Annotated in this window: 10 protein-coding genes; 9 read left to right on the top strand and 1 reads right to left on the bottom strand. The window is 70.9% G+C overall.

Going from position 1 to position 15394, the window contains the following annotated elements; all coding sequences use genetic code 11:
• Both ACWEQO_RS34135 and ACWEQO_RS34130 read left to right on the top strand, forming a co-directional pair.
• Positions 1-3462, top strand: a 3462-nt coding sequence (locus ACWEQO_RS34135; protein WP_452986409.1) for an RHS repeat-associated core domain-containing protein, incomplete at its 5' end; no start/stop codon positions are given.
• On the top strand, positions 3459-4262 hold the full coding sequence (locus ACWEQO_RS34130) for a hypothetical protein (RefSeq protein ID WP_452986408.1): 804 nt from the start codon (positions 3459-3461) through the stop codon (positions 4260-4262). The genes ACWEQO_RS34135 and ACWEQO_RS34130, both read left to right, overlap by 4 nt.
• A gap of 789 nt (positions 4263-5051) precedes the next feature.
• On the opposite strand, the gene ACWEQO_RS34125 is transcribed toward ACWEQO_RS34130, so the two are convergent.
• Positions 5052-7070 carry a GxGYxYP domain-containing protein gene (locus tag ACWEQO_RS34125; protein ID WP_452986407.1) on the bottom strand — a complete coding sequence of 673 codons (2019 nt, stop codon included), beginning with the start codon at positions 7068-7070 and terminating at the stop codon, positions 5052-5054.
• 457 nt (positions 7071-7527) lie between these two features.
• On the opposite strand from ACWEQO_RS34125, the gene ACWEQO_RS34120 reads away from it, so the two are divergent.
• The 7 genes from ACWEQO_RS34120 (at position 7528) to ACWEQO_RS34090 (ending at position 14522) form a co-directional block, all read left to right on the top strand.
• Positions 7528-8475, top strand: coding sequence for a ribokinase (locus tag ACWEQO_RS34120; RefSeq protein WP_361455450.1), 948 nt, complete (start codon positions 7528-7530; stop codon positions 8473-8475).
• Complete coding sequence (locus ACWEQO_RS34115) at positions 8472-9509, top strand: ABC transporter permease (protein ID WP_452986406.1); 1038 nt, start codon at positions 8472-8474, stop codon at positions 9507-9509. Before ACWEQO_RS34120 ends, ACWEQO_RS34115 begins: the two co-directional genes overlap by 4 nt.
• A gap of 215 nt (positions 9510-9724) precedes the next feature.
• Complete coding sequence (locus tag ACWEQO_RS34110) at positions 9725-10756, top strand: sugar ABC transporter substrate-binding protein (protein ID WP_361455444.1); 1032 nt, start codon at positions 9725-9727, stop codon at positions 10754-10756.
• On the top strand, positions 10756-12309 hold the full coding sequence (locus tag ACWEQO_RS34105; protein WP_452986405.1) for a sugar ABC transporter ATP-binding protein: 1554 nt from the start codon (positions 10756-10758) through the stop codon (positions 12307-12309). Before ACWEQO_RS34110 ends, ACWEQO_RS34105 begins: the two co-directional genes overlap by 1 nt.
• A gap of 57 nt (positions 12310-12366) precedes the next feature.
• The gene (gene rbsD, locus ACWEQO_RS34100; RefSeq protein ID WP_030225626.1) at positions 12367-12822 is read left to right on the top strand and encodes a D-ribose pyranase; all 456 of its coding nucleotides are present in this window, start codon (positions 12367-12369) and stop codon (positions 12820-12822) included.
• Between the two features lie 121 nt (positions 12823-12943).
• Positions 12944-13657 (top strand): deoxyribose-phosphate aldolase, encoded by a 714-nt coding sequence (gene deoC / locus ACWEQO_RS34095; RefSeq protein ID WP_361455435.1) that lies wholly within the window; start codon positions 12944-12946, stop codon positions 13655-13657.
• 106 nt (positions 13658-13763) lie between these two features.
• Entirely contained in the window at positions 13764-14522 is a 759-nt protein-coding gene (locus ACWEQO_RS34090; protein ID WP_361455432.1) for a GntR family transcriptional regulator, read from the top strand.
• Positions 14523-15394 lie beyond the last annotated feature (872 nt).

The raw sequence follows: 15394 nt of genomic DNA, 5'->3' as shown, positions 1-15394 counted from the left end.
AGCAGCCGCACCACCGACGGCACCGACCCCGTCGACCTGGCCTCCGGCCGCATGTTCCTGCCCCAGACGGACGTGGACATCCCCGGCATCCTGCCCCTGGTGTTCACCCGCCGCACCGAGTCGGGCTGCACGGCCGGCCGTTTCCTGGGATCGTCCTGGACCTCCACCGTCGACGAACGCCTGCAGATCGACCCGGTCGGCGTCCTCCACGTCACCCCCGACGGGCTGCTGATCCCCTACCCGCACCCCGCCCCCGGCACCCCCACCCGTCCCGAGTCCGGCACCGCCCGCACCCTGCTGGCCCGTGACGCGGACGGCGACTACACGCTCACCGACCCCGACACCGGCCTGGTCCGCCGCTTCACCGCCCCGCCCGACGCCGAACCCGGCGGCGACGGAACCGCCTGGCTGGCCTGCGTCACCGAACGCAACGGCCACACGATCACCGTCGACCGCGCCGACGACGGCCTGCCGACGGCCCTGGTCCACTCGGCCGGCCATCAGCTGAAGCTGACCACCGCCGACGGCCGGATCACCGCACTCGCCCTGGTCGACGGGGGCGAGGACGGCGCCGACCTGCCGCTGATGTCCTACGGCTACGACCAGGACGGCAACCTCACCACCGTCACCAAACCCTCCGGCGCCACCACCACCTTCGCCTACGACGACCGCCGCCGCGTCACCGCCTGGACCGACTCCAACCACAGCCGCTACGACTACGCCTACGACGACCGCGACCGCGTCATCGCCGAAGGCGGCGAAGCCGGCCACGTCCAGATCACCCTCACCTACACCGAACCCGACCCGGACACCGGCCACCGCACCACCACCCTGACCACCGCCGCCGGCCGCACCACCCGCCACCGGATCGACCACCGCTGCCGGGTGATCGCCACCACCGACCCGCTCGGCCACACCACCCGCTTCGCCTACGACACCCGCGGCAACCTGCTGTCCCGCACCGACCCGCTGGGCGCCACCACCGCCTACACCTACGACGAGAACAGCCGACTGGTCTGCGTGGTCCGCCCGGACGGCTCCGAATCGCGCATTGTGCGCGGCCCGCTCGGGCTGCCGACGGAGGTCGTGGGGCCGGACGGCGCCCGCACGGCCTACGCGTACGACGAGCGCGGCAACCGCACCGCGGTCACCGACCCGGCCGGCCACACCACCCGCTACACCTACGACGACGCCGGCCGGCTCACCTCCGTCACCGACGCCCTCGGTGCCACCACCACGGTCCGCTGCGATGCCGCAGGCCTGCCGGTGGAGGTCACCGACCCGGTCGGTGCCGTCTCCCACACGGAGCGCGGCCCCCTGGGCCGCCCCGTCTGCATCACCGATCCGGTGGGCGGAGTCACCCGCCTCGCCTGGAACGCCGACGGACAACTCGCCCGCCGCACCGCCCCGGACGGCGCCACCGAGTCATGGACCTACGACGGCGAGGGCAACTGTCTGACCCACACCGACCCGGCCGGAGGAGTGACCCGGTTCGAGTACACCCACTTCGACCTCCTCACCGCCCGCACCGGGCCGGACGGGGCCCGCTACGCCTTCGAGCACGATTCCGATCTGCGCCTCACCCGCGTCACCAACCCGCAGGGACTGGCCTGGACCTACGAGTACGACGCGGTCAGCAACACCGTCTCCGAGACCGACTTCGACGGCCGCACCCTCACCTATCGCTACGACGCCGCCGGGCAGCTCACCGCCCGGGTCGACGCCCTCGGCAGGAGCCTCTCCTTCGAGCGTGACCAGCTCGGACGGGTGGTCCGCAAGGACGCCGACGGAAAAGTGACCACCTACTCCTACGACAAGGCGGGCCGCCTGCTGGAGGCAGTCGGACCCGACAGCGACCTGCGCTACCAGTACGACCGCCGCGGAAACGTCAAGGCCGAGCTCGTGGACGGCCGCCCCCTCACCTACACCTACGACATCCTCGGCCGCCGCACCCGTCGCACCACCCCCACCGGCCATGTCACCACCTACACCTATGGGGCCGACGGAACACCGCACCGCTTGACCACCGGCAGCCGGCACGTCGACTTCACCCACGACGCCGCCGGCCGTGAGCTCACCCGCGTCCTTGGCGATGCCCTCACCGTGACCTCCACATGGGACGTGGCCGGACGGCTCACCGAGCAGGACATCACCGCCCGAGCAGGCGCCGTGAACACCCGCTCCTACACCTACCGCGCCGACGGCCACTTGCTCTCCGTCAGCGACCGGATGTCGGGCACCCGCACGTTCGACCTCGACCCGGTCGGCAGGGTCACCGCAGTCCACGCACACGGTTGGACCGAGCGCTACGTCTACGACGCCGTCGGCAACCAGAGCGCGGCTGCCTGGCCCCATACTCACCCGGGCCAGGAGGCCACCGGACCGCGTGCCTACACCGGCACCGCCCTCACGCGTGCCGGCCGCGTCCGCTTCGAGCACGACGCCCTCGGCCGCGTCACCCTGCGGCAGAAGACCCGCCTCTCCCGCAAACCCGACACCTGGTACTACGAGTGGGACACCGAGGACCACCTCACGGCGGTGACCACCCCGGACGGGACACGGTGGCGGTACCGTTACGACCCCCTGGGACGTCGCGTCGCCAAACAGCGTCTGGCGGCCGACGGCGATACGGTGGTCGAGGAGATCCACTTCACCTGGGACGGCCGGATCCTGTGCGAACAGACCAGCCGCCAGACGGACCTCCCGCACACGGTTGCCCTCACCTGGGATCACCGCGTCGACGTGCCCCTTGCCCAGACCGAACGCATCCTCACGGCCGACGACCGCCAGGAAGAGATCGACCGCCGGTTCTTCGCCATCGTCACCGACCTCATCGGCACCCCCACCGAACTCGTCGACGAGGCGGGCGACATCGCCTGGCGTTCACGGTCCACCTTGTGGGGGAAGACCGCCTGGGCCCGCGACAGCAGCGCCTATACCCCGCTGCGCTTCCCCGGCCAGTACTACGATCCCGAAACCGGCCTCCACTACAACTACTTCCGCCACTACGACCCCGAGACCGGCCGCTACACCTCCCCGGACCCACTCGGGCTCGGCGCTGCGCCCAACCCCGTCGCGTACGTCGACAACCCGCATTCCTGGACGGATCCGCTGGGACTCGCCCCGTGCCCTCGGGGCGCGTGGGCGGACAAGGCCGACTTCTCAAGCCAGAAGGTGATGAGCAAGAAGTTCCACGCTCATGCGGGTGACTTCCTCGACAGCCCCGGAAACCTGAACAAGGTCAACCTGCAACGGTTCGAAGAAGCCATGCGGGAGCACATGACAGCGGACGGGACGAAAATCTACCGGTTCGACTACAGAAACCAGGGGCCCGCGGTCGGCTTCATCGATCCGACATCCCAGAAAATGGTCATGCTGCACGCCGATGGTAGATTCTGGTCGGCATGGAAGCTGGGTGACAAACAGTTCCAGGGAATCATCGACAAAGGGTTCTTGTGGTGACCGGTGCAGGAGTCGGAGAGTCATCGGACCCGAGCAGGGTGCTCGATCCGGACGGCACCTTCACGTCGTCCTGGCTGCGGGAGAAGTCGGTGGCCCCGATGCCCGTGGGAGCGCACATCGACGCAGCGCTGGCCCGCAGGATCAAGGCCGGCTGTCGTGCCGTGGGAGCCTCGCACCTCCTTGCCACGAGTCTCGCCGACGCGCCCGGGGCGACGTCCCGGGTTCCCGCGGACGCGGACTTCACGGGCTTGCGTCCACCCGTATTGCTGCGCACGCCCGACGCGCAGGGAGCCGTCCTCTTCCCTGAGGAAGGCTACGTGCTGATCGCGGGGACCACCGCTTTCATGGCCTCGGCCGTCAGCGAAGGCACTGACACGGCACGCGCACGCTTCGGCCGTTACGCACGCACGCTCCTGGAACGTCACCCCTCGCTCGCACCCGTGGCTGCCTCCCATCCGCCCGGTCACCGCGCCTGGTCCAGGCTCGGCGATGTCGACCCGGCCAGCGCCACAGCACAACAACTGGCACTACTGGAGGCGTTCACCGAGGCCGGAACGTGCAGCGCACCGGACTTCGCCCACGGCTGGTGGGAGGCCCGGCGGGCCTCCCAGACGAACGGGGAGCGGGTCCGAGGCGCGCTCGGTGATCTCTTGGACGAAGTGTTCATGATCCTCGAGGAGTACTCGGTCGACCCCGACCTCACGGAACCCGGCGACCTCGACGACGCCGGACTCCGAACCGCCGTGCGCGCGACCTGGGAGGCGTTCCGTCGCCGCACGACTGACTGGAGCCGTCCGTAGACGGCCTTCCGGGCGCGGACCGGAGCAACACCTGACCTGACCCGCCGAAACGATACGGTCCCGACAGACCGTCCACGAGCGCCGTTGTCACGGGTCCCGGCCGGCAGGAAGGGGCCTGTCGGCCCCCGATGCAGAGGTTCGGGAAACCGAACCCCGCTCGTCGGCAGCGAGTGCGTCCGGTCAACCGCGATGACCGCCGCGCCGCCGCCCGCTCCGCGCCCTGCCGACCGGTGCCGAGCCGGTACGTCCGGTGCCAGGGGATGAGGCCACATGTGATTCGGTCGAAATGATGACCCGGGCCGTGACGCTCGTTTGACGCTCCGGGTGTCCGAAAGGACTTCCAGCCGGGTCGGAAACAGTCGTTGACCTGCTGCTCTTTCGGCTTCCTGGCATGGTGACATGTTCCCGATGACGCACCACGTGGAGTGCGTGGCGATCCTGGAGCCTGCTGAGAAGGGGCGCTGACCTGCGGTTTCGTGGAAGCGGGGGATGAGTTCGACGTCTTTCCCCGGTGGAAACAGTTCGAGGCGTGACGGCTTGGCCCCATGGACTCCGGCCTGGGCTTTTCCGGTGTGGTGGCTGATTGTCGCCTGGTCTGCGGACGGGGCGTCCTGGAAGTCCTGACGATGCCGGAGACGTGGTGGCCTGTCGGCGGTTGCCCGCGGGCAGACGCGGTGGAGTATGTGGGCGCTGTCTGCCCGGTCGGCGGGTCGCATGGGACAGGCACTCGTCGCATGCATACTCGGCGTTGGCCGTTCCGAGGCATCCCCGGAGTGTGGTCCGGGGGTGTCAGTCGCGGTTGTGGGTCCTGTTCAGCAACTCGAAGAAGACGTCACCGCGCACCACCTCGAACGGGTCGTCCAGGAGTGCCGCGAGGGCTGCGATGTCGTTCGGTGCCCAGGTCCAGGCGTTGATGGCCGCGGCGATGAACAGGGGGCGGGACGGGTCCCGGTGCTCGATGTGCTTCAGCAGTGCGTCCCGGAATTCCGGGCCCTTGCCCTGCGGAAAGAAGGTGCCGATCACCGGGATGCCGCCGGCGCGGGTCTGCAGGTCGCCGGTCTCCCAGGACTGGACGATGCCGCGCAGGGGTGTGTAGCGGGCGTACGAGGAGACGACGCGTTCGTCGAAGGGGATCCAGCCGTCGCCCGCCGCGTTGCGCGGGTTGTACGCATACACGAGATCCATGCCCGTGCGGCGCAGATAGCGGCCGGTCAGTTCGGTGTAGGCGGCCAGGTGCTCCTCGGGCCAGGAGGCGGGGTAGGTGTAACCGGCGCCGGACGGGCCGCAGACGAGGAGGTCGTTGTCGGTGGCGGTGCGCTGGTAGTGGGCGAGCAGCGCGGGGCCGAGGTCGGCGAGCAGGGGGCTGACGGTCCAGTTGACGGGGACGGTGCCGCGTGCCGGGTCGTCCCAGATGTCCCGCATACGACGCTGGCAGTACTGCACGTTGTCGCCCTCGCCGACGGTGAAAGTGACGTAGACGCGGTTGCGGAGCCTCGCTTTCGGCCGTGTGCGGACACGGCTGGAGACGCGCGCGGGCACACCCGCGTGGACCGTCCCGTTCATGTAGAAGTCCGTGGCGACGACCTCGACGCCGTGCCGCGAGGCGCGGTCGACGCCGCCCCATTCACCGGCCACGTCGTTGGGGAACCAGCCGGTGTAGGGCGTGGTCGGCGCGAGCCGGCTCAGCGCGTCGTCGAGCAGGTCACCGGTCTCGCCGGCGGGCGCCAGCCACAGGACCATGGCCCTGCTCGCGACCGCGTAGTCACGGAAGTGGGGGAACGGTTCGCGTCGGGTCGGGGCCGTGGTGGTGGCGGTGACGAGGAACTGGTTCCACAGGTCGACCTCGGCGACCAGCCGCTCCGTGCCGCCCGGGACGGTGAAACGGTAGACGAAGTAGCCGCCGTTGCCGTCGCCGAACCGGTTGGCGTCGCCGCCGATGGAGGAGTTGAGGCCGTCGAAGAGGTAGGGCTTCTCGGCCTCGGTGCCCGGGGTGAAGCCGACGGTCTGCACCCCGTCGGCGTACAGGGCGACGGAGCCCACGGACGCCCCCCAGCCGTCGTCGCCGAAGGAGTCCTGGAACCGCAGATACACGGCGCCGCCGTTGCCGCCTTCGCTCAGCTCCGGGCTCAGGTCCAGCGTGCGGGTACGGCGGTTGGAGCTGTCGCGCACACGCTCCGTCTCTTTCGCGATCTCCCGCCACCGGACCCCCGTGGCGGGCACGGTGCGGACCGGCGGCAGTCCGGCCACCAGGGTGTGGGCGCAGCGTGGGAAGAGGTGGCGGAGCTGCCAGCGGTAGGTGGCGGGCACGTCGTCGGGGTCGAAGCGGCCGCGCAGGTCGGTGACCGTTCTGAGGCCGTGACGGTCGGCCTGTTCCGCGGTGGCCGCCACCGCGTCGGTCAGACCGGCCAGGGTGGTGGCGACATTGACCGAGTCGGGCACGTCCGGGTCGATCAGCACGGCGCCGTGCACCTCGCGGCGGTACCGGTCCACCAGGTCCAGGGCGTGGTCGTGAGGGGTGATGCCCGCGCCGGTGCCGGCCAGCCAGCGCAGGTCGGCGTCCCCGGTGTCGTAACGGAAGTAGAGGCGTGGTTCGCGGCGGTTGACGACGCCCTGGAGGGTCGTGAGAAGCAGTTGGTCGTGGCCGTCGAGGGCGCTGACGTCGGCCACGTCGAGGCGGGTGGGGCGACCGAAGGACGGAAGGATGCGGGGCGCCGGTGCGGCCCCGGCCCGTGGTGGCCGTACGAGTCCCAGCCCGCCCGCCGCGACGGTCGCGCTGCCCGTCCGCAGCAGACCTCTCCGTGTGACCATCGATGATCTCCGCTTTCCGTAGCTGCTGCGCCCGGACTGGGACATCGTTGTCAATCGCTCGGTGAGCGTAGCGAGAGAATGCGCCGGTCGTCCATGGCGCGTACGGGATGCGGCTGGTTTCCGGCGTTCGGCCCCGTTGCCCGGTGCCCGTTGCCCGGTGCCCGGTGCCCGGTGCCCGGTGCCCGGGCACCGGTGAGGGAGAGCCGCTGTGCGCAGCCGTGACGCGAGGGGCCGGGAATCTTCGGGGCGTTGGCGGTGCGTGGGCCTTCGGTGGCCAACGGCTCCCCGGTCTGCCGGGTTCCTCTGCCTCGGTGGGGCAGCGGAGCCCGTTGGTGTGTCCTCGCGCGTGTGTGACGGGGGGCGGGCCGGGGTCAGGGATGGGGTGGGTGCGTCACGTGTTCGTTGTGTTCCAGGCCATTGACTATGGACATCCCTGTACCTACGCTCTCTCTTGTACATGGTTGTCCATACACAAAGTGGTGTATCGATGAAGATCGCGGTTGTCGGAAGTTATGGAGCGGGCCTCACCATGCGCGTGCCCAAGGCGCCTGCGGCCGGTGAGACCGTCTCGGGCGGCGTCTTCGACTCGGGCGCCGGCGGGAAGGGCAGCAACCAGGCTGTTGCCGCCGCTCGGCTGGGCGCCGAGGTCACGCTGCTCACGGCCGTCGGCGACGACGAGTTCGGCCGCTCGGCGCGGGAGTTGTGGCAGCGCGAGGGGGTGAGCGCCGAGCACGTGGTCACCGCCGAGGCACCCACGATGGTCGGGTTCATCCTGGTCGAGCCGTCCGGGGAGAACCGCATCGCCATCGCCCCCGGCGCCCTGGACGAACTGGACGCCGCCGCCGTCGACGCCTTCCGTGCCGAGATCGCCTCCGCCGACATCCTCGTCGTTTCCATGGAAATCCCCGAGGAAGCCGTCGTCGCCGCCCTCCGCGCCGGACGCGAGAGCGGCACCCGCACCCTGCTGAATCCGGCCCCCGCCCGGCCACTGCCCGACGCGTGCTGGCCCCTCATCGACGTGCTCACACCCAACCAGACGGAGGCCCCCGTCCTCCTCGGCCTCGACGAGGGGCACGGGCTCGGCGACGAGGACCTGGCCCGCGCGCTGCACGAGCGCACCGGCGGCACCGTCGTCATCACCCGAGGCGGCGAGGGCGCGCTGGTCGCCCAGGACACCGGCGTCACCACGGTGCCCCCGCATCCGGCCCGGACGGTCGTGGACACCACGGGCGCCGGGGACTCCTTCACCGCCGCCTTCGCCGTCGCGCTGGCCGAGGGCCGGCCCGTCGACCGGGCCGTGGAGTTCGCCGCCGTCGCGGGCTCGCACACCGTGTCGATCGCGGGCGTCATCCCCGCCCTGCCCACCAGAGCCCAGCTGAACGCCCTGATTGGAAGTGCCTCGTGACCTCGACCACCACCAAGCCGCCCGCCACCGCGGCCCCGGCGTCCGACGCGAGCACCCGGCAGTTCCCGTTCGCGCTGCGCAGACTGCTGCACGCACGGGAGGCCGGCGTCTTCGCCGCGCTCGTCCTGCTCTTCCTCCTGGGCACCGTGCTCTCGCCGACCTTCGCCCAGTCCGACAACCTCCTCTCGGTGGGCCAGCAGATCGCGCAGATCGGCATCATGGCCGTCGGGGCGACCTTCGTCATCCTCAACGGTGAGATCGACCTCTCGGTCGGCTCCACCTACGCCCTCTCCGCGATCTCCACCGGCATGCTCATATCGGACGGCTGGAGCTGGCCCGCGGCCATGTTCGTCGGCCTCGCGGTCGGCGTCCTCGCCGGACTCTTCAACGGCCTGGCCGTGGTGGTCCTCGGCGTCCCGTCCTTCATCGTCACCCTCGGCACGCTCAGCGTCTTCCGCGGCATCGCCCTGCTCATCTCCGACGGCGCCCCGATCTCGCTGAGCTCCTCCCAGCCGGGCGTCGCCGAGTTCAACCTGCTCGGCCAGGGACGGCTGTTCGGCCTCGTGCCCATGCAGTTCGTCTTCTTCGCAGCCGTCGCCGCCCTCGGCGTCGTCCTGCTGGCCCGCTCCCGCTTCGGCTTCAACACCTACGCGGTCGGCGGCAACCAGGAGGCCGCCCGGCTCGTCGGCGTCAACGTCAAGCGGGTCAAGCTGACCGCCTTCGTCCTCTCCGGCTTCACCGCGGGCCTCGCCGGCGTCCTCGGCCTGTCCTTCCTCTCCTACGTGCAGGGCGTGACCGGACAGGGCCTGGAACTCACCGTCATCTCGGCCGTCATCATCGGCGGAGCCGCTCTCTTCGGCGGCTCCGGAACGATGTGGGGCACCGTCATCGGCGTCGCCTTCATCGGTCTCCTCCAGAACATCCTCAACATCAAGGGCATCTCGTCCTTCTGGCAGACCGTCGTCACCGGCCTCGTCATCGTCGCCGCCGTCGCGGCCGACACCTGGCAGCGCAAGCGCAAGTCCCGCGCCTGAGCGACGTCGGTCCCACGTCCGTCCCCTGTCCGACTCGCGCCCGAGCCATTCCGCCCGGCACCCGCACCCGCGTACGACCCCCGTACAACCCGTACCCCGAGGTACGACCACCCCGCCACCACCACCCCGCCACCACCACCCCGCCCCCGCCGCCCCACCGGCCCTTCCTCTCCCCCGCCCGACCGCCGATCCACGGACCCGACGAAGGAGCCTCCATGTCCCCGCGCACCCTCCTCAGAAGCCTCACCGCCGTCACCGCCGCCGCCGCGGCCCTCTCCCTCACCGCCTGTGGCGCCGTCACCTCCGCCGACAGCGGCTCCGGCGGCTCCGGCGACGGCTCCTTCAAGCTGGCCTCCTACATCCAGCAGCGGATCGACGACGACAAGCCGATGCGCATCAAGCTCAGCTACCACGACCCGTCCCTCGCCTTCGCCACGCCGATCGGCGCCGGCATGAAGAAGGCCGGGAAGGAGCTGGGCGCCGACGTCTCCCTCATCGGCCCCACCGGTGGCGACGCGGCCAAGCAGGTCTCCGAGATCCAGACGCTCATCCAGCAGAAGGCCGTGGACGGCCTCGCCGTCTCCTCCGCCTCCAGCGACGCCCTCAAGCCCGTCATCAGCCAGGCGTACAAGGCGGGCATCCCGATCATCTCCTTCAACACCGACAACCCCGACTCCGAGCAGATGGGCTTCGTCGGCCAGGACCTCAAGGGCTCCGGCAAGGCCCAGGCCGAACAGCTCCGCAAGGACCTCGAGGGAGACGTCAACGGCAAGTCCGTCGTGGTCTTCTCCGTCGACACCGGCGCCGGCTGGTCGCACGACCGCTTCAACGGCTTCAAGGAGGGCCTGGACGGCAGCGGACTGAAGATCGTCGGCCCGGTCAACGTCGGCAACGAGCCCAACAGCGCCTACAACACCGTCGAGTCCACCATGTCCGGCCAGTCCAACGTGGTCGCCGTCGCCGGCCTCGACTGCTGCTCCACCACGGCCGCCGCCAAGTGGGTGGCCCAGTCCGGCAAGGCCGACGACATCACCATGGGCGGCTTCGACCTGCTCACCCAGACCGCCGAGTACATCGAGCGCGGCGTCCTGAACTTCAGCATCAGCCAGAACCCGGCCGAGCAGGGCTACCAGGCCGTCAAGGTGCTGCACGACTTCCTCGCCGACGGCACCGAGATCAAGGGCGTGGACACCGGCGCCCAGTTCATCACCCGCGACAACCTCGCCGACGCGACCGTGGAGGACTGATGACCCCCGCAGCGCACGACGCCTCCCCCGGGAGCCCGGACCCCACCGGCGGGCCGGCCGTCCAAGTCCGCGGCCTCACCCGCAACTTCGGGCCGGTCCGCGCCCTGCGCGACGTCTCCTTCGACGTCCCCGCCGGCGACATCACCGCCCTCCTCGGCGAGAACGGCGCCGGCAAGTCGACCCTGCTCAAGATCCTGGCCGGCCTCCAGCCGCCCAGCGAGGGCAGCGTCGCCGTGTTCGGCGAGGAGGTCACCTCCTACGAACCGGCCGCCATGCTCAGCCGGCACGGCGTGGCGATCGTCCCCCAGGAACTGTCGCTGCTGCCCGACCGCACCGTCGCCGAGAACGTGCTCAGCGGCGTCGAACCGGGCAACCGCTGGTTCCCCTCCCGGCGCCGCATGCTGGAGCGCACCACCGAACTCCTCGCCGAACTCGACCTCCACCTGGACCCGAACGCCTCCGTCCGCACCCTGGACCTGGCCACCCAGCAGCTCATCGTGGTGGCCCGCTCCATCGCCCGGGGCTGCCGCGTCCTGATCCTGGACGAACCCACGGCGATGCTCACCCCCGCCGAGGCCGACCGCCTGTTCGCCCTCATGGACAAGCTCAAGGCCAACGGGACGACCATGCTCTACGTCTCCCACCGCATGCCGGAGGTCTTCCGCCTGGCCGACCACATCCAGGTCCTGCGCGACGGCGGCCACGTCGCCTCCTGGCGCAGCGAGGACACCACCCCCGACCAGGCCGTCGCCGCCATGGTCGGCCGCGAACTGGGGCAGTTCACCCGTCGCGTCGGCGCCGTCGCCGAGTCCACCGCCGAACCGGCCCTCAAGGTTCGGGAGTTGAGCGGCAAGCGCCACCAGGGCGTCTCCTTCGAGCTGCGCCCCGGAGAGATCCTCGGCGTCGCCGGACTCCCCGACTCCGGCCGCGTCGAACTGCTCCACAACCTTTTCGGAGCAGACCCCGGCACCGGCGGCACCGTGGAACTGCTCGGCGAGCCCTACGAACGGCGCAACCCGATCGCCAGCGTCGAACGCCGTCTGGCCTTCGTCCCCGGCGAGCGCCGCGCCCAGGGCCTGCTGACCACGATGAGCGTCGGCGAGAACGTCGGCGCCCTCACCACCAAGGCGTTCAGCAGGCTCGGCCTGATCCGCCGCCGGGCCTTCGACGCGGCCGCCACCGAACAGGCCCAGCGGCTGCGGGTGAAGACCGCCACGATGACCCAGCCCATCACCAGCCTGTCCGGCGGCAACCAGCAGAAGGCCGTCCTCGGCCGCTGGCTCGCCATCGACCCGGGCGTGCTCATCCTCGACGAGCCCACCCGCGGCGTGGACATCGGCGCCAAGGCTGAGATCTACGCCCAGCTCACCGCGCTCGCCGACAAGGGCCTGGCCATCCTCTGCTCCTCCTCCGACCTGCCCGAACTGCTCACCCTGACCGACCGCATCGCGGTGATGAGCGAAGGCCGTCTGGTGGCCGTCGTCGACTCCGCCGACGCCACCGAGGAATCCGTGATGACCCTCGCCACCGGAGCGGCACCGGCTGCGGCCTGACCCCGCAGACCCCGTCCGCCCCGCACCCCCGCCGGCCCCACCCGAAAGGAACCCACCATGAAGCGCTCCGGCATCCTCAACGCCGAACTCAGCGGAGTCCTCGCCACCCTGGGCCACACCGACCTGCTGCTCGTCGTCGACGCGGGCTTCCCCGTGCCGCGCGACGCGCACCGCATCGACCTGGCCCTCGCCGAGAACCTGCCCGACCTGCGCACCGTCCTCGGCCTGATCGCCGACGAACTGGTCGTCGAGGGCGTGGTCCGCGCCGAGGACGTCCCGAGTCACAACCCCCGCCTCGACTCCTGGCTGCACGAGCGTTTCGCCGGCGCCGAGTTCACCACCCGCCCGCACGCCGAGGTCCTCGGCGACCTCGCCCGCGAGGCCAAGGCCGTGGTGCGCACCGGAGCCTTCGAGCCCTGGGGCAACATCGGCCTCTACTGCGGCGTCGACGCGCCCCGCTGGTTCGGCGGCGAGGGCGTCGTCGTACCGGAGCAGTACGCCTCCAAGGTCTGAGCCGCGCAGGCCCGCACGCGGGCGCTGACGGCACCGTCGACTCGCTGCGGCAGCACACCGAGAAGCCCCGGCGGCCGATCCGCCGGGTTCCTGCCGCCACCCACCCAAGGGAGATCACCCCGTGTCCGAAACCATCGCCAATCCCGCCGAACTCAAGCTCACTCCAGCCGAGTTGGCACCCTTCATCCAGCACACCAAGATCGACCCGGACGCGACGCGCGACGAGATGATCGCCCACGCCCAGGAGGCCGTCACCCACGGCTTCAACGCGGCGATGGTCCCCGCCTCCTGGCTGCCGCTGGTCGTCGCCGAACTCAAGGGCACCGGCGTCGAGGTGGCCTCCGCCCTGGACTTCCCGAGCGTCGGCGTCATGACCAGCGCCGGGAAGGCCGCCGAGGCCGCCGAGATCGCCCGCCTCGGCGCCGACCAGCTCGACATCGGCGTGCAGGTCGGCTGGCTCAAGAGCGGCCGCTACGACGACTTCCGCGAGGACATCGCGGGCGTCGTGCGCGCCTCGGGCCTGCCCGTCAAGGTCATGCTCGAACTGCCGCTGCTGACCGACGCGGAGAAGGAGGCCGCGGTCGACCTCGCCATGGAGGCGGGCGCGTCCTTCCTGAAGAACGCCAGCAGCGGTCAGATCGAGACTGCGAATCCCGCCAGCGTTCGTTACCTTGTTGACCGTGCGCGGGAAGGGGTCCGGGTGAAGGCGTCCGGCTCGATCAAGAGCTACCGCCAGGGCCTGGAGCTCCTGCGGGCGGGCGCCTCCCTGCTCGGGACCAGTGCCGGCCTGGCGATCATCACCGACACCGGTGACGAGTCCACCGTCAGCTACTGACCGGACACCACCGCCGTCCCCCGGCCGCGCACAGCGGCCGGGGAACGGCTTCCACGCCGGGGCGAGACCCGCGTCCGGCGAGAGCGGAGAAGGAGATGCGACCACTGTGACGGCCGACAAAGGCGGAGTCCCAGGCATCAAACGGGACGTCCCCACGGCGATCCACGTCCAGATCTCGGAGCACATCCGGCTGCGGATCGCCGGCGGCGAGTGGCCGCCGCACTACCGTCTCAAGAGCGAGCCGGAGCTGGCCCAGGAGTTCGGCGTCAGCCGCGGCACCCTGCGCAGGGCGCTGGCCACACTGATCGAGGAGGGCCTGCTCCGCCAGGTCCGGGGCCGGGGCACGTTCGTGACCTCGACGACGATCGAGCCCGCCATTGCACAGAAACTGAGCACCCTCTCCGAGGACTTCGCCGACCAGGGCGTGGTGACCACGACCACGGTGCGCGAGTGCGCCCTGATCGCACCGCCCAAGCCGGTCGCGGCCCTCCTGGACGTGCCCCCGGGCACCAAGGTCCTGCGCCTGGTACGGGTACGGCGCACCGATCAGGGCCCGGTCGCCCTCCTCTTCAACTTCGTACGCACCGACCTCGCGCCCGGCATCGAGGAGGTCGACTTCACCTCGGCCAGCCTCTTCGGCGTCCTGGAGGGCACCTACGGCCTGAAGATCGCCACGGCCCGCCGTACCTTCGGCGCCGAAGCGGCCGGCGCCGACGTCGCCGCCTCCCTCGATCTCGCCGAGGGCGCCCCCGTCCAGTACCTCCAGCAGGTCACCTACCTCGCCGACGACCGGCCCGTCGAGTACTCCGACGTCTGGATCCACAGCGGCCGGCTCCGTGTGACGTCCCTGCTGCTACGCCGCTGAGCGTGGTGGGGGCCACCCGGCCGGCCGGGCACACCAGGCCCCGTCCACCCCGTCGTCCCGGGGAGGGCGGGGCCGCGCCGTCGGCCGGGACCGCCTCCCGCTCCCCGCGCACCCGGGGGGGGTGCCCCTATGTCTTCGGTCAAGGTGGTCGGGTGGCAGTGCGTCTCCGGGGGAGGCGATACCGGCGGGGCCGACCGCGGAATCCTGACGCTCGATCGACGCCGTTCCTGATGCGGTTTCAGGAGTGTGATGTGGGCCCTCAGGCCGCCCGGGCGAGCGGTTCCAGGATGTCGGGGCCGCTTACCGGGCGGGTGGCGTCGGAGGTGGTGGCCGCCGGAAGCGGAGGCCCCGGAAGGTGCTGGGGGCCGACGAGGCCGAGGAGGAGAAGGCGTCCAAGGGATGAGCTCCGAGGACCTGCCCCGGGAACCGGCACGAGACCCGCTCGACCCACGTGGCGGCGCGCGGTCCTCGCCGTTCGTCCAGCGTGCCGTGTGGGACGCACCGGAGTGAGCACCGTGCGTCCGGCGCATCGGCCTTTGCTCGGGGTGGCGCGTCGCCGTCGGTGCGGATCAAGCCCCGTGAACCTCGGCATCCAGCTCAACGGAGCATGACCAGGGCCCGGTCGGGTTTCACGAGAACCACCGCCCCCTTCACGCGCGTCTGTTCTACGGTGCCGTCAGTCACCTTTGGCACCGTGACGAGGGAGGGGTCGTGGAGCAGCCCAGGACGGCGTTGGCCGAGCGGATCGCCGAGCAGCGGACGGGGGTCGGTGATCCCCGGGCGCTGGTGGGTGAGATGCGGCGGTCGGTGCTTCTGGTCCCGTCCGTCGACGGGCGGCTGTGGAGCGCGCATTCGGGTGGGGTGCGGTGGGT

The sequence above is a fragment of the Streptomyces sp. NPDC004051 genome, assembly GCF_053604275.1.
Note: the sequence above shows the minus strand (reverse complement) of the source record. Positions and strands in the feature narration are given on the sequence as shown.